A 15,639-nucleotide genomic window follows, 5' to 3' on the forward strand; every position below is an offset into this window, starting at 1 on the left:
CCTGCCGGTGCCGTCGCGCCTGCCGCGGCCGGGGGCCCGCCGGCGCCGACGGGGGCCTGGGGGCAGCCCCGTCCACGCCCGACGGTGCGCACCCTGCCATGAGTCCCATGGCGACGCCCAGCGCGGCGGCGGCCCGCAGGTCCCGGCGCAGCAAGTGCGCGGCCCTCATGACGCGCTGAACACGAGGTCCACCCAGTAGTTGGCTGCGTTGTAGCTGCTCGTGGGGAATCCCGACGAGCCGTATCGGTAGAGGCCGTTGAGGTGTGACGCGGTGCTCTGGAGCCCGTGCAGCGGCGGCGCGTCCGCGGACGTCGTGAAGTAGCCGCCGTTGGCAGAGTAGAAGCCGTTGGGGGCGTAGTACGAGACGACATACGTGATGTTGGCGGAGATCGCCACGGGGCTCGACAGCGTGGCAGTCTGCCAGCCGCTGGCGGTCTCTCCGGAGAAGGTCACACTCGCGAGGAGCGTTCCCGACGAGGTCCACAGGTGCCCCACGTGGGTGCCTGTGTTCTGGGCCCCCTTGTAGAACCGGAGTGCCGTGACGGAGCCCGCGGCATCGGACGTGAACTGCATGCCGAGCTCGACCGCGTTGGAGTCGTTGACGGTGACTGTTGCGGGTACGGACGAGGGCCCGAAGAGGCTGCAGGGGCAGGCATACCCGCTGCTCCCCGTCGTGAAGCTCCACGAGTAGGCCGAGGCCATGACCTGCCCTGTCGCGCTCTTCACCCCGCTCACTGAAGCCGTGTACGTCGTCGTGGGTGAGAGGGGGGAACTCGGCGTGAAGGAGTACGTTCCGGTGGCCAAGACGTTGCCGGTGGTGCCGGCCACGGCCGTGCCGCCGCTGGGTGTGAGCGTGAACGAGGCCGACGAGGAGTCCACCGCCTGGTCGAACGTGGCGGATACCGTGGAGGACTGGGCGACGCCGGTTGCGCCCTGCACGGGGGAGACTGCCACCACGACGGGAGCCGCGGCTGCACCGGGGTTGAAGACTGCGTCAACCCAGTAGTTCGTCGCGTTGTAGCTTCCGGTGGGGAAGCTGGAGGCCGTGCCATAGGCGTACACGCCGTTCGCGCCGTCAGTGCCGTTCGCAAGGCCCGTGATCGGCGAGGCGCCCTGCGCGGTGGCGAACCCGTTCGCCGTGTACGAGTAGTTGCCGTTGGGTGCGAAGTAGGAGACGACATAGGTGGTGTTGGCGGACACGGCCACGGGGGCAGAGAAGTATGCGCGCTGCCACCCGGAGGCCGACTCGGCTCCGAACGTCACGGTCGCAAGCTTGGTACCGTTCGCGGACCACAGGTTCCCGACATGGGTCCCCGTGTTCTGGCTGCCCTTGTAGAAGCGCACCCCGGTGATCTGCCCGGCCGTGTCCGTGCGGAACTTCATGCCCAGCTCCACGGCGTTGGCATCGCCGGAGTTCGCGGTAGCGGGCGTCGAAGCCGCCGGGAACACGCTGCAGGGGCAGCTGTACGCCGCAACGGTCGTGAAGCTCCAGGAGTATGGCGACATGGTCTGCCCGGTCCCGTTGGTCGCGCCCGACAGCGTGGCGGTGTACTGCGTGTTGTTCGCGAGCGAGGCCGACGGTGTGAACGTGACGGTCGTCGTCGCACTCGAATAGGACACCGTGCCCGTCACGCTCGCCCCCGAGGGATCCTTCAGGGCGAACTGGATCGACGAGGGGGAGACGTCCTGGCTGAAGGTGGCGCTCACCGGCGAGCCAACGGAGACCCCGGTTGCGCCGGGAGCGGGATTGGCCGAGCTGACATTCGGCGCCGGGGGAGCGGCCGCCGTCGTGAAGCTCCATGAGTAGGGGCTCGACATGGTCTGGCCCGTGGAATTCGTCGCTCCGCTGACGGTGGCCGTGTAGGTCATGTTGTAGGACAGGGCCGAGGAAGGCGTGAAGGTTGCGGTGGTCGCGTCCGCGCTCAGGCTCGTCGAGCCCGTGACGTTCGCGCCGGTGCCGTCTTTGAGGGTGAACGTCACGGACGGAGCCGTGACCGCCTGATTGAAGGTCGCACTCGGCGCCGTAGACACCGGGATGCCGGTCGCCCCCGAGGTGGGCGAGACCGTGGTGACGGCGGGGGCGGGCGGGGGTGCCGCCGTCGTGAAGCTCCACGAGTACGGGCTGGCCATCGTCTGCCCGGTCGAGTTGGTCGCACCGCTCACGGTCGCCGTGTACTGCGTGCTGTACGCGAGTGCGCTCGACGGTGTGAACGTTGCCGTGGTCGGCGTACCGCTGAGGGCCGTGCTCCCGGCTACGGACGCGCCCGTTGCGTCCTTGAGGGTGAACGTCACTGACCCGGCCGTGACTGGCTGGTTGAACGTGGCGGACGGCGCGATCCCGACGGCCACTCCGGTGACGCCGGGTGCCGGGGTGGTCTGGGTGACGGCGGGGACGGGGTTGGCGCCGGGTGAGAACACCGGATCGACCCAGTAGTACTCCGCGTCGTAGATCTGGTTCGGGAAGGTCGAGGACGAGCTGTAGGCGTAGAACCCGTTGGGGCTGCCGGGCACGCTCCTCGTGAAGTGGAGCGGGGGCGCGTCGACGGAACCGCTCCCGGCGGGTGGTGGAGAGGGGTTGTTGTAGAAGTACCCGGTGGTCTGAGCGTAGTGGCCCTTCGGCGCATAGTACGAGATGACGTACCTGGTCCCAGCCGAGACGGAGACCGGCTGGGAGAACGTGGCCGCCTGCCATCCCGAGGCCGTCTCGCCCGTGAAGGTCACGCTTGCGAGCTTCGTGCCGGAGGCGGTCCAGAGGTTGCCCAGGTGCGTGCCCGTGTTGGTGCCGGCCTTGTAGAAGCGCACCCCGGTCACGGTCCCGGCGACATCGGAGTAGAACTGGGCTCCCACCTCGACCGCGCTCGGGTCGCCGGCGTCGGCGGCGGCCGGCTTGGCTGCGGTTCCGAACAGCGAACACGGGCAGGACGTGGACACGGACACGCCAGGACCGGGGGCCTCAAGGTTCCCGGAATCGTCCACGGCGCGGCTCCGGATGGTGGTCGAGGGGTTGCCGTGCGCAATCCACGAGTACGTCCAGGCGGTGGTTCCCGATGCCGGATGCCACGTGGTGCCGCCGTCGGTCGAGACCTCGACGCCTGCCACGACCCCTCCGCCGGCATCGCTCGCCGTCCCCTTCACGGTGACGGCGGTGCCGTCACCGAGCGCGGTCCCGGCGGAGGGTGACGTGATGGCGGACGACGGCGGCGTCGAGTCGCCCGAGGCAGTGGTCGCCACCAGCCCGGCGAGGAGCGTCGCGGGCTGGGCTCCCATGTCCGCGAACAGATTGACGGTGGCCTGCTGCATTGTGGGGTCGGGGCCCTTGCCGGTCGTGAATCCGTCGAGGCCCCACGACCATTGGACGGTTCCCGCGCCGAAGACGAGGGCGCCGCTCGCAGCTCGGTACTCGGTGAGGCTGTGGGTGGCCGTCTGGTTGTTGACCGTGTTGCTCCCGTAGTCAGTGAAGACCTGGGCCGAGCCGTACACGGTCGAGGAGAGGTCGAAGAGGCCGGCTGGCCGGAAGCCGTTGTCGGCGTCAATGTCCCATTCGTAGCCGAGGGTCCCGAGCCCGGCACCGAGCGTGGCGGTCTGCGATCCTGTCAGGCCCGCGACGGCGGTGTTGCGCCAGAGCCTGAGCTTGGCGAACTGTGCAGGCACCGTGATGTCGGTCGTGCCCGAGTTCACGTTGAAGAACTGTCCGGTCAGCGCGTTCTGCGGGTTCCCGGCACCGCCGCTGGTGCCGAATCGCGGGTCGGCGTACGTTCCGGTCCACGTCACGGGGTCGGTGGGGGAATTGAAGTGTGTGTCCTTGTAGCAGACGAGGGTGCGGCCCGCGGTGCTCGGGCCAGCCTGGCTCGCCTCCCACCGAGTACGCCAGAAGAGCTCATTGCCGGTGAACATCGCGATGCTCACGCCCTTGTCCCGCGCCGACTCGATGGTGGCGCGCTGGTCGAACGAGACGTACTCGTCGTGCCCGGAGGTCACGAACACCTGATGGTTGAGCAGGAGCGAGCCTCGCGTCGCCGTGTCGAGTCCAGCCTGGTAGCTCATGTCGTAGCCGTTGGCCTCCATGAACCGGATCATCGGGATCTCGGCGGAGGTGATCCATGAGTGGCCGCTGTCATCGAGTGCCGTGTGGAACGGTCGGTTGTAGGAGACCTTGAAGGCGCCCTTGTACGCCGCGGGATTCCCGGGCGGGCAGGCCACGGTGCACTGGTAGAGGCTGTTGCCGCCGTACGAGTTGTAGGCCTGCCATGTCTCGTCCGAGGTCTGGAACAGGATGGAGCTCTTCGACGCGTCGTTGCGGACGACAAACGTGATCCAGCTGCTCCCGCCCGTGTCATTGCGTACGAGGTGGGCAAGGTAGACGCCGGAGACTGCTGTTGAGGGAACGGTCCACGACGCCGAGACCGCCCAGTTGCCGCAATCGATCAGTCCAGTGTCCGAGAAGGTCTGGCACGCGGGCTGGGTCTGCGGCAGGGTGGCGCTCGGAAGAAGGTTGCCGGCAACCTTCCGGGCTCCGTTGCCCTGGTAGTAGCCGAGCCGGAGGACATCGAAGTGGTAGGCCTTGGCCGTCGTGTTGACCTTGAACTGCACGGTCTCGCCCACGTTCACGCTCATCTGGGTCGCGTAGCCCTGGATGGTGGCGTCACCGACACCCGAGATCATCCAGTCGCTCTGGGGATCGCCTGCCTGCGTGTTCTCGCAGGCCACTGCGCTCACCACGGGCGAGCAGGGATTGACGGCTGCCTGCGCTGGCGCCGCCGTGGTCACGGGCGGGATCCCGACGAGCACGGCCGTCACGAGCAGGGCCGGCACGGCAAGGGAGACGGCCCGGCGCGCAGCGTGCCAGAGGGGCGTCCGGGCCGCGCGGTGGGTGGGTCGCATCGCTGCTGACTGGGCCACGGTGACTCCTTGCTTAGTGCTGGGTGGAGCTCTCTGACGCATTCACTGCCGACTGCTGTTGTCGCGCTCCCACACGGGTTCACCGAGCGCTCCGCGCGCGCGCCGCTGCCGCCGCCCCGCGAGCGCAAACGTCGCGTACACCGCGGCGTCGACGGCCGACGCCGGCCCCCGCACCGAGGCGACGAGCCCCCGCAGGGTGCGGCCCGGCGTCGGCCCTGACTCCGTGGGCCCTGACGCCGCCGGCGAGGCGGTCGGCGCGCGGTAGACCCGGTGGAGGGTGGAGAGAAGCGAGCCCGCCGTCTGAGGGGGCGCACGACGACGGGCTCGCAGTCCAGGATGATCTTCTGTGTGGGGGAGAACGCGGCGTCGGCGGCATAGTCGTCCGCGGCGTCCGTGGGGAAGGCGCCGAACAGCCGGTGGCCCTCCTCGGTCATGGCGTAGCAGCCGGCGCCCCACAGCGCGGCGCGGTTCGAGGGCACACGCTCCCGCGCGCGGTAGTACGCCGCGACGACCGGACCGCAGCCCGCCGTCTCGTAGCGGAAGTCAGGCCTCCCCGCCAGATACCGCCCGCGGCCCAACTCGGTCAGCACGCTCCTGAGGGCCGCGGGCGGAATCTCGATGTCTGCGTCCAGGTAGACGCGTGGCCAGCGCGTCGCGGCGGCGTCGGCCGCGTTGAGCGCCCTGGCCTTGCCCGCCTCGACGAGGTCGAGCACGCGCACGCCCGGGAAGCGCGCCGCTGCCTCCGCGGTCCGGTCGGTGCAGCCGTTGCAGGCCACGATCACCTCGACGCATCCGTTCGCGAGCGCCGGCCGGAGCCCTTCGAGCGTCCGTGCGATCACGCGCTCCTCGTTGTGGGCAGGGATGATGACACACCCCTCGGGATGCGCGGCGGCGTCCGCGCCGTGGGGCTCCGGTGAGCCGTGCGGGGCGGCATGCGGCAGCTCGCCCCAGCGCGCGGGGCGCAGGAGGGTGGCGAGCGTGTGGCGGTGGCGGGCGTCGCCCGCGCGGAGCGCCTCGCGCACGACGACGGCGACGGTCGCCGCGGCGCCGGGGAAGCCCGGGTGGTGGCGGCGCAGGTAACGGACCTTGTTGACGGCCATCAGCGCGTCGAGGTCCCGCGAGGTCCCGGACCCGGCTCCGGAATGGAGGACCCGCGCGGCCGGTTCGAACCACACGTCGAATCCGCGCCTCCTCAGGGCGCGGCAGTAGTCGGTCTCCTCCGAGTACATGAAGTACCGCTCGTCCCACGGTCCGGCCGCCCGCGCGGCCTCGGCCGAGACCATGAGCGCGGCCCCCGTGGCCCAGTCAACGGTGTGCGCGTGGGCGTAGCTCTCGGGGTCGTGGTCGGTCTCCGCACTCCACTGCGGCCGCCCGGGGAAACGGGCCCCGAAGAGCGCGTCCCCCCACGCACGTCCCGCAGTGGGCTCGCGCCGCAGCGACGGGTACGTGGCGCCGTCGTCCGCGAGCATGAGCGGCACCGCAGCGCCGGCGCCCGCGCGCACCCGGGCGAGCAGGGCGTCCACGGCGCCGGGGAGCACGGTCGTGTCCGGGTTCAGCACGAGGTAGGCCTCGGCCTCGCCGGCGGCCGCCATGGCCGCGTTGATCCCGCCCGCGTACCCGAGGTTGGCGCCCGTGCGGAACGCGACGGCGTCCGGCGCGCAGGAGGCCACGGCGTCGAGGGTCGCGGTGTCCGGCGAATTGTCGGCGACGACGACGCGCAGCCGGACGCTGCGCGCAGCACTGCGCAGCGAGTCGATGAGCGCCGCGACGGAGCCAGCACTGTTGTACGTGACCATGACGGCAGCGACCTCGGTGGCTTCGTCCGCCGCGACGAAGCCACCCTCACGAAGGGGCCGGGGGCTAAGGGGGGCGCGCCCCCGGCCGGCTGGATGGGCGGCCCGCGCCGCTTCACGGGCGGCCGCTCGTCGTGCCTCGACTGAGAGGGCGATCTCGGCGGGGTCGCTGTGGCGCCGCAGCCGGACGTACGCCTCCGGGCCCTGGACCAGGTACCGCTCCGAGAGGCGCGACGGCTCGAGGGCGAGCCTCCACGCCCACTCGAGACCGTGCCCGGCGACCCACCGCGGCGCCCGCCGCACCCGCCCGGCGAGGAAGTCCACCACGGCGCCGAACGCGAGCAGCACCCGCGCGCCCGTCTCCTTGCCGTGCTCGGCGATCCACAGCTCCTGGCGGGGCTTCCCGAGGCCGACGACGAGCACGTCCGTGTCTGCTGCCGCGATCGAGCGGGCCACGGCACGGGACATGTCCGGGTCCTCGAGCTCGCCCCGGCTCGGGGCCCAGAACCCCGACACGCGCAGGCTGGGCCGCCTCTCGGCCAGGCGTCCGCGCAGGTGGATGTGGGCCTCGGGGCTGCCACCCAGGAACCCGACCCGGAGCCTGTCGGCCTCCGCCCGGTCCAGGAGCGGCCCGATCAGGTCGCTGCCCGCGAGCCGGGGCCACCGGCGCCCCGTCAGGCGCTCGGCCTCGGACGCGAGGGGGGAACCATCCAGGAGCGTGAGCCAGTCGACCCCGTCCGAGCCGTCGAGGCTGTGCTCCCAGCGTCCACCGGCCCCGAAGTGGAACACATGGTCCAGATTCGCGGAGACCACGCCGAGCGGGCGGGGCCGTGACAGGCAGGTCCCCAGGATCGCCTCGACCGCACCGTCGGCGTCCAGGAGCGTCACCGCGGTGCCGCCGAGCGAGACGACCGCGCCGTCGTCGATCTCGGCGCGCCGGCCGGCCGCCCTGTCGCCCGCTCGGGCGGCCGCGTGGATCCTGGCCATTGGCGCCCCTCCTGTGCCGCTACCACCTCAGGGGGCGAGTCCTCGCCTCCCCTGTCCACGGTGTGCGGGGCAGGTGCGGACGGACAAGGACGGTGGGGCGAAACGGGTCCTCGGCGGGGCGGAATCGAGTGGCGCGACCGATCCGCGGCGAACCCGGGCGCGTACGGGGCGGGTATCGGTCCAAGTAGTCCCGGGGGACGGCAGGACCGGCCCTGCGTACCGCGTCTTCCCCGGCTATCGCGCCTCGCCCTGCTGGAAGACGTCCGGCACGCCGTCGCCGTCGGCGTCGCCGGTCTCGACCGCCTCGGCCTCCTCGACGCGCCGGTAGTGCCGGTTCCGGATGCGGAGCACGACCGCGGCGAGCACCGCCGCGGTCAGGGACCCGGCGAGGATGGCGGCCTTGGCGTGCTCGCCGTGCAGGGAGCCCGCGGCGGCCACAGCGTCGGGCCCGCCGAAGGACAGCTCGGCGATGAGCAGCGAGACCGTGAATCCGACCCCGGCGAGCAGGGCCAGCCCGAACACGTCGATCCAGGCCAGGTCGGGGTCCAGCGACGCGTGGCGGCTCTTGGTCACGAGCCACGTGGAGCCGAACACGCCCACGGTCTTGCCCATCACGAGGGCGGCCGCGATGCCCACGGCCACCGGGTCGCGCAGAGCCGAGAGGGCCCCGTCCCACCCGCCCAGGGCCACCCCGGCGGAGAAGAACGCGAAGAGCGGCACGGCCACCCCGGCGGAGAGCGGCCGGAGCCGGTGCTCGAAGTGCTCGGCGAGGCCCGGGCCCGCGTCGGGCCCGCCATTCCGCTCGCTGCGCACCACGGGCACGGTGAACGCGAGGAGCACCCCCGCCACGGTCGCGTGGACGCCCGAGGCGTGCACGAGCGCCCACGTGAGTACCGCGAGCGGAACGAGCAGGTACCACGCGCGGACGCGGCGCTGCACGAGGAATCCGAACGCCGCGAGCGGCACGAGTGCCAGCGCCAGGAACTGCGGCGCGAGGTCGGTCGAGTAGAAGAACGCGATGATGCCGATCGCGATGAGGTCGTCCACCACGGCGAGCGTGAGGAGGAACGTCCGCAGCGCCGCGGGCAGGTGCGTGCTGATGACGGCGAGCACGGCGAGCGCGAACGCGATGTCGGTGGCGGTGGGGATGGCCCAGCCGCGAAGCCCGTCCGAGCCCGCCGCCAGGTTCACGACCGCGTACAGGATGGCGGGGACCGCGACGCCGCCGCACGCGGCGACGATGGGCACGATCGCCGTGGCGGGCCGGCGCAGGTCCCCGGCGACGAACTCCCGCTTGAGCTCGAGCCCGGCGACGAAGAAGAACAGCGCGAGCAGTCCGTCGGCCGCCCACGCGCCCACGCTCAGCTCGATGTGCCACGGCGCGTATCCGATCCGGGCATCGCGGAGAGCGGCGTAGGAGTCACCGGCGGGGGAGTTGGCCCACACGAGCGCGGCGACGGTCGCGAGGAGCAGGAGCGCCCCGCCCACGGTCTCCTTGCGCAGGATCTCGGCGATGCGCCGGTACTCGCGGTAGCTTCCCCGGGTGAGGGTCCTCGAAGGAGCGGGGAGCGGACGACGGCGCTCGGCCGGCTTGTTCATGGGCGGTTCCGTTTCGGTCGGGGGCACTCCTTTGGGGAGGAGCAATCACACGCCGACCAGACTTCCCGGCACACCTGGGAACCATCCTACGTCGATGGCTTCGAACGGATGGGCAGCAGCGGCCGGGGCGCGCGGCCCCGGCCGCCATGCCCGTCAGCCTGCGATGGGCAGGAGCGTCCTGATGCCCACCACGGCCACGGCAATGCCGAGTGTCACCGAGACGGCCACGAGGAGGAGGTGGACGGTCAGGAACCGCGTGGCGCGCCCCTCACCGTCCATGGCCCGCGGGTCCTTCATGATCCGGCGCAGGAACTGCGGCCACACCACGAGGTTCCACACCCCGGCCACGATAAGCAGCCAGGACAGGCCGGCGGGGAGCTGCATCAGACGATCTCCCCGGCGAGCCAGGCCTCGGCCTGCGTCGCCTGGATGTTGAGGGCCTTGCCGACCATTGGCTCGGCGGCCGAGGCGATCTTCCCGCCGAGCAGCGGGACCGAGGAGCTCACGGTGCCGTTGAGCTCGATACGGGTGACGGCGCCGTCGGCCGCGAGCCGCTGCACCGCGGCGACGTCGACGGGCGCACCCGCGACCTTGACCTTGATGTCCGCCTGGCGGGAGCCGTCGGCCTCGGGGGCGCCCCAGGTCTCGGTCTGGGTGACGTTGAGGAACTCGCCGACCACCTTGCGGGCCAGCTCGGGCAGACGCTGGGTGGGGAGCTGGCGCACGACCGTCGCGGTGAACGCACCGGCCACGTCGCCGTCAAGGGAGAACGACTCGAGGCGGCCGCCCACGAGCTCGCTCACGTGGCGCTGGAACGCCTCGTCGGCGAACACCGCCGCGACGCGGTCCACGGGGTAGTTGAGGGTCTGGCTGGCTGAGAGTGCCAAGGGGATCCTTCCGTAGGAAGCTGTGGGGAGGCGGACATGGTCCACGGTGGCGGCCCGGGGGGAGCGCGCCGACAACCATCCTAAGCGGCAGCCGAGGGTCCCTCCCTCATGCTCGGGGCGGACTCCCGCCCGCCGCGCGGGGGCCATTGGCTAAGCTGGTTGTACCCCGGCCTCAACGAGTGTCGGGGCTGTCGTGTTGTCCACGAGGCTGTGCTGTCCACGAGGCCGCGCCGTCTGGGAGGAGCCCCACCGTGTCTGTTGACGTCGCGCGTCCGGCGAGCCGTGAGGCCGCGCCCATCCTCGACGGGCTCCGCCGCGCCGTCGGCCAGGACCCCAGCGTCGCCCGGCTGATCGAGTACGCCTCCAAGCCGGCCGCCCGGCGCAGCCAGGACCTCCAGATCGTCGCGCCCACGGGCCTGCGTCCCGTGGTGATCGCGGAGGTGCTCGACGCGCTGCCGGAACCGGCCGGCGTCGTGCTCGCCGTGACGGCCACCGAGCGGGAGGCGGAGGACCTCGTCGACTCCCTCGGCGCGTACGTGCCGGGCGGATCTGTGGCGCTGTTCCCGAGCTGGGAGACGCTCCCGCACGAGCGCCTCTCGCCCCGCTCCGACACGGTGGGGCGGCGGCTCGCCGTCCTGCGTCGGCTCGCGCACCCCGCGGCGGCCGCCCCGTACAACGGCGGGTCGCCGCTCCGGGTAGTTGTGGCCCCGGTGCGCGCGGTCCTGCAGCCGCTCGTGGCCGGCTTGGGCGACCTCGAGCCGGTCTCGCTGGCCGTGGGGCAGGAGGCGCCGTTCGACGAGGTCGTGCGGGCCCTCGCCGATGCCGCCTACGCCCGCGTCGACATGGTGACCCATCGCGGCGAGTTCGCGGTCCGCGGCGGGATCATCGACGTCTTCCCGCCCACCGAGGACCACCCGGTGCGCGTCGAGTTCTTCGGCGACGAGGTCGAGCAGATGCGCTGGTTCGCCGTGGCCGATCAGCGCTCGCTGAGCGGCCCGAACGTCCACCACCCCACGGTGCTGTTCGCGCCGCCGTGCCGCGAGCTTCTCATCACTCCGGCGGTCATGAGCCGTGCCGCGAAGCTCAAGGGCGCGCTGCCCGCGGCGGCGGACATGCTCGAGAAGATCGCGGGCGGGATCGCCGTGGAGGGCATGGAGTCGCTCGCGCCGCTGCTCGTGGACCGGATGGTGCCGTTCATCGGCGAGCTGCCCGAGGGCTCAGTCTCGCTCACCGTGGAGCCCGAGAAGGTGCGCGCCCGCGCCCACGACCTTGCCGCGACCAACGAGGAGTTCCTCGCCGCTGCCTGGGCCACGGCGTCCGACGGCGGCTCCGCGCCCCTCGACGTCTCCCTCGCCCAGGTTTCGGGTACCGAGGGCGTGGCCGCCGAGCGGGCCGGCCGGCTCGAGGACGCGAGCTTCGCGACGCTCGGAGAGGTCCGTGCCGACGCGCAGTCCCGCGGCGTGAGCTGGTGGTCGCTGACCTCCCTCGGGGTCGACGCGGAGACGGTGGCGGACGTCGACGTCGTGACCATCGCCGCGCGCGAGCCGCGCGGCTACCAGGGCGACGTGGCAGAGATGATGGAGTTCATCGGCTCGCGCGTGCGCGAGCAGTGGCGGATCGTCGTCGCGACCGACGGCGCCGGGCCCGCCCAGCGCCTCGCCGAGCTGTTCCACGACGCCGGCATCCCGTGCGCCCGGATCGACGGGCTGGACCGTCTGCCGGAGCCGGGCATCATCGAGATCACCAAGGCGCCCGCGGGCAAGGGCTTCGTCCTCGATGGGCTCACGCTCGGACTTCTGACCGAGGCCGACCTGCTCGGCCGGGCCAGCGCCGCGGGGACCCGCGACATGCGCAAGATGCCCTCGCGGCGGCGTAACGCCGTCGACCCCCTTTCCCTGCATGCGGGCGACTTCGTGGTGCACGAGCAGCACGGGATCGGGAAGTTCGTGGAGCTCATCCAACGGAACACCGGTCCCCGCGGTGCGGAGACCGTGCGCGAGTACCTGGTCCTCGAGTACGCCCCCGCCAAGCGCGGCGCGCCGGGGGACCGGCTCTTCGTCCCGACCGACCAGCTCGACCAGATCACCCGCTACGTGGGCGGGGACACGCCGTCGCTGTCCAAGATGGGCGGCGCGGACTGGGCGTCTACCAAGTCGAAGGCCAAGAAGGCGGTCAAGGAGATCGCGGGCGAGCTCATCCGGCTCTACTCGGCGCGCATGGCCTCCAAGGGCCACTCGTTCGGCCCGGACACGCCGTGGCAGCGCGAGCTCGAGGAGGCGTTCCCGTATGTCGAGACGCCCGACCAGCTCACCACGATCAACGAGGTCAAGGCGGACATGGAACGCGAGGTCCCGATGGACCGGCTCGTCTCCGGCGACGTGGGCTACGGCAAGACGGAGATCGCCGTCCGGGCCGCGTTCAAGGCGGTCCAGGACGGAAAGCAGGTGGCGGTCCTCGTGCCCACCACTCTGCTCGCGCAGCAGCACTTCGAGACGTTTTCCGAGCGCTTCTCGGGCTTCCCGGTCCGAGTCCGGGCGCTCTCGCGCTTCCAGACGGCCGCCGAGGCGAAGGAGACGATCGAGGGGCTCAAGACCGGCTCGGTGGACGTGGTGATCGGCACCCACCGGCTCCTGTCCAAGGAGGTGCAGTTCAAGGACCTCGGCCTCGTGATCATCGACGAGGAGCAGCGGTTCGGCGTCGAGCACAAGGAAGAGCTCAAGAAGATGCGCACCAACGTGGACGTCCTGGCCATGTCCGCGACCCCGATCCCGCGCACGCTCGAGATGTCCTTGACGGGCATCCGCGAGACGTCCACCCTCGCCACCCCTCCCGAGGAGCGGCACCCTGTGCTGACGTACGTCGGCCCGTACACGGACAAGCAGGTCTCCGCCGCCATCCGGCGCGAGCTCATGCGCGAGGGCCAGGTGTTCTTCGTGCACAACCGGGTCTCCTCGATCGAGAAGCAGGCCGCGGCGATCCGGGAGCTCGTGCCCGAGGCGCGAGTCGAGGTCGCCCACGGCCAGATGTCCGAGTCGCGGCTCGAGAAGATCATCGTGGACTTCTGGGAGAAGCGCTTCGACGTCCTCGTGTGCACCACGATCATCGAGACGGGCCTGGACATCTCAAATGCCAACACGCTCATCATCGACCGCGCGGACCAGTATGGACTCTCGCAGCTGCACCAGCTCCGCGGGCGTGTGGGCCGAGGCCGCGAGCGCGCCTACGCGTACTTCCTCTACCCGGCGGAGAAGCCGCTCGGCGAGGTGGCGCTCGAGCGGCTCAAGGCCGTCGCAGCGCACAACGAGCTCGGCGCGGGCATGCAGCTGGCCATGAAGGACCTCGAGATCCGCGGCGCGGGCAACCTGCTCGGCGGGGAGCAGTCCGGCCACATCCAGGGCGTCGGGTTCGACCTGTACATCCGGCTCGTGGGTGAGGCCGTGGCCGACTTCCGCGGCGAGGGCGAGGAGAAGGTGGCCGAGATGAAGATCGAGCTGCCCGTCAACGCCCACCTGCCGCACGACTACGTGCCGGGGGAGCGGCTCCGCCTCGAGGCGTACCGCAAGCTTGCCGCCGCGACGGACGACGCCGGCATTGCCGAGGTCATGGAGGAGCTCACCGACCGCTACGGCGAGCCGCCCGCACCCGTGGAGAACCTCGCGTCCGTGGCCCGCTTCCGGGTCCGTGCGCGCGCGGCCGGGTTGACCGACGTCGCACTCCAAGGCAATATGGTGCGCTTCGCTCCCGCGGACCTGCCGGAGTCCAAGCAGATGCGGCTCACGCGGATGTACAAGGGCGCGCAGTACAAGCCGGCGCTCAACGCGGTGCTCATCCCCAAGCCCAAGACCGCCCCCGTGGGCGGTCGGGACCTGGCGGACGGCGAGATCCTCGCATGGGCGGACCAGGTGGTCGAGGCGATCTTCGCCCCGGCCCCCGCCCCCACCCCCTAGCGTCTCGGGTACGCGAACTTCGCCCCACGCCCGTCTCGGGTACGCGAACTTCGCCCCACGCCCGTCTCGGGTACGCGAACAGGCGGCGTGGGGCATTCCGGGTACGTAGCCGCGGGCACCCTTAGCCGCGGTAGCCGTGCGCGCGGAGTGCTGCGAGGACCTTCGCGACGACGAAGGCCTCGCCCTCCGCCATGTCCTCCTTGGTGATCTTGACTTGGATCCAGCCGGCCGCTCGCGCGCTGCGGTCCCGCGCGGCGTCGTGCGCCCTCTGCTCATTGGACAAGAAGTGGTGCTCGCCCTCGTATTCGACGGCCACGCGGAATGCGGGACTGCCGATGTCCACCCAATGGGTGACGCCCCACGGGTCGGTGACGGGGCAATTGGGGATGAATCGAGGGAGCCCGGCGCGTTCGAGCATCTGGCGCAGCCGGGACTCTTGGGGTGAGTCGACGCCCACGGCCAGCAGCTCCAGCGCGATGCGGGCACGGCCCAGCCCGACGACGCGGTGCCGGCTCGCCACGAAGGCCCTGAGCGCGGTGAGGGGCACGATCGCGGTCCGCGGGTAGTACGTCCGCGCGTGCTGCGACACGAGGTACTCGCCGGCCACGATCACGTCCTCCAGCGTGAGACGTCTGATGCCGCAGAGATCCAGCCACGTGCGCTCGGCGGTGGTGACCCTCGTGCCCCGGATGACGACGACCTCGTCGTCCCGGAGCCGCAGGCGATGCCCTCGGACCTCGGGGCGCCGCGGCTGGCCGAGCCGCTCCTTGGCTCCAGGCTCCGCCGCCGCGGCCCGGGACAGGTCGAACTGGGCGGCGTCCTCCGCCCACGCGGGCAGCGGGATGTGGTGGACGGCCGCAGCACTGAGGTGACTCAGCGCCGTCGTGCGGTGGAGCGCGGTGTAGGGCCGGGCACGCTGCAGGAGGCCTTCTCGAGCCAGCTCTGGTGTCCGGATGCCGCGGCTCGGGCTGATGAGGTCCTCGCGGGCGAGACGTCGGGCGGTCAGCCCGAGTCGTCGTCCTTCCTCAGTCGTGAAGGACGACTCAGTGAGGGCCGGCGGGAGCGGTTCGTTGAGCGGCATGGATTCATTGAGTCACACGTGGGGGATTCGTGCGTCGCGTTATCCACAGGTAGGTGATCTCGGGTACGACGCTGTCGGCTCCCGAAACGCCAGATGCCCGGCCGAACATCGTTCGACCAGGCATCGCGTACCCGCTGTTCGTCTAGGGCGAGTCATGTGTACCCGAGACGATGGTGGGGAGGAATATGTGTACCCGAAACGGGAGGTCTCTAGCGGCGGTGCTCCTTGCCCGTGTCGTTCTTGGCGAGGAACGTCATAGGGATGCCGAACGCCGCGGCGTAGAGGAAAATCAGGGCCGCCATCTGCCACACGTTGGTGAAGTCGACCCACTGCACGATGTACAGGCCCACCAGGAACAGCACCATGAAGATCACGAAGAAGATGATGCTCGGGCCCAGGGGGTTCGGCTCGAGGGGGCGGTTGTACTGATCGTCAGACATGTCTCT

At 71.1% G+C, this 15,639-nt stretch carries 8 protein-coding genes; 1 reads left to right on the forward strand and 7 read right to left on the reverse strand.

The annotated features are described in order from the left end of the window. Positions 1–165: 165 nt before the first annotated feature. From SCMU_RS06570 to SCMU_RS06590, 5 genes are all read right to left on the reverse strand, one after another. On the reverse strand, positions 166–4,899 hold the full coding sequence (locus SCMU_RS06570; protein WP_229232218.1) for a DUF4082 domain-containing protein: 4,734 nt from the start codon (positions 4,897–4,899) through the stop codon (positions 166–168). Continuing rightward, entirely contained in the window at positions 4,794–7,679 is a 2,886-nt protein-coding gene (locus SCMU_RS06575; protein ID WP_229232219.1) for a WecB/TagA/CpsF family glycosyltransferase, read from the reverse strand. Before SCMU_RS06575 ends, SCMU_RS06570 begins: the two co-directional genes overlap by 106 nt. 234 nt (positions 7,680–7,913) lie before the next feature. Beyond that, positions 7,914–9,278, reverse strand: coding sequence for a Na+/H+ antiporter NhaA (gene nhaA, locus SCMU_RS06580; protein ID WP_229232220.1), 1,365 nt, complete (start codon positions 9,276–9,278; stop codon positions 7,914–7,916). A gap of 153 nt (positions 9,279–9,431) precedes the next feature. After that, positions 9,432–9,662 (reverse strand): SCO4848 family membrane protein, encoded by a 231-nt coding sequence (locus tag SCMU_RS06585; RefSeq protein ID WP_229232221.1) that lies wholly within the window; start codon positions 9,660–9,662, stop codon positions 9,432–9,434. Further along, positions 9,662–10,165: a DUF2505 domain-containing protein gene (locus SCMU_RS06590; RefSeq protein ID WP_229232222.1), complete on the reverse strand. Its 504-nt coding sequence runs from the start codon at positions 10,163–10,165 to the stop codon at positions 9,662–9,664. Before SCMU_RS06590 ends, SCMU_RS06585 begins: the two co-directional genes overlap by 1 nt. A gap of 251 nt (positions 10,166–10,416) precedes the next feature. On the opposite strand from SCMU_RS06590, the gene mfd reads away from it, so the two are divergent. Beyond that, the gene (mfd, locus tag SCMU_RS06595; protein WP_229232223.1) at positions 10,417–14,112 is read left to right on the forward strand and encodes a transcription-repair coupling factor; all 3,696 of its coding nucleotides are present in this window, start codon (positions 10,417–10,419) and stop codon (positions 14,110–14,112) included. Positions 14,113–14,233: 121 nt separating this feature from the next. On the opposite strand, the gene SCMU_RS06600 is transcribed toward mfd, so the two are convergent. Beyond that, positions 14,234–15,193, reverse strand: coding sequence for a putative endonuclease domain-containing protein (locus SCMU_RS06600; RefSeq protein ID WP_229232224.1), 960 nt, complete (start codon positions 15,191–15,193; stop codon positions 14,234–14,236). Between the two features lie 209 nt (positions 15,194–15,402). Next, positions 15,403–15,633: a hypothetical protein gene (locus tag SCMU_RS06605; RefSeq protein WP_229232225.1), complete on the reverse strand. Its 231-nt coding sequence runs from the start codon at positions 15,631–15,633 to the stop codon at positions 15,403–15,405. Positions 15,634–15,639 lie beyond the last annotated feature (6 nt).

It is taken from the genome of Sinomonas cyclohexanicum, assembly GCF_020886775.1.
GTDB lineage: Bacteria > Actinomycetota > Actinomycetes > Actinomycetales > Micrococcaceae > Sinomonas > Sinomonas cyclohexanicum.

What these genes read in the sequence shown, in the direction of transcription:
- SCMU_RS06575 (WP_229232219.1), bottom strand. Translation starts at nt 7,679, where the DNA reads ATGGCCAGGATCCACGCGGCCGCCCGAGCGGGCGACAGGGCGGCCGGC.
- nhaA (WP_229232220.1), bottom strand. Translation starts at nt 9,278, where the DNA reads ATGAACAAGCCGGCCGAGCGCCGTCGTCCGCTCCCCGCTCCTTCGAGG.
- SCMU_RS06585 (WP_229232221.1), bottom strand. Translation starts at nt 9,662, where the DNA reads ATGCAGCTCCCCGCCGGCCTGTCCTGGCTGCTTATCGTGGCCGGGGTG.
- SCMU_RS06600 (WP_229232224.1), bottom strand. Translation starts at nt 15,193, where the DNA reads ATGCCGCTCAACGAACCGCTCCCGCCGGCCCTCACTGAGTCGTCCTTC.
- SCMU_RS06605 (WP_229232225.1), bottom strand. Translation starts at nt 15,633, where the DNA reads ATGTCTGACGATCAGTACAACCGCCCCCTCGAGCCGAACCCCCTGGGC.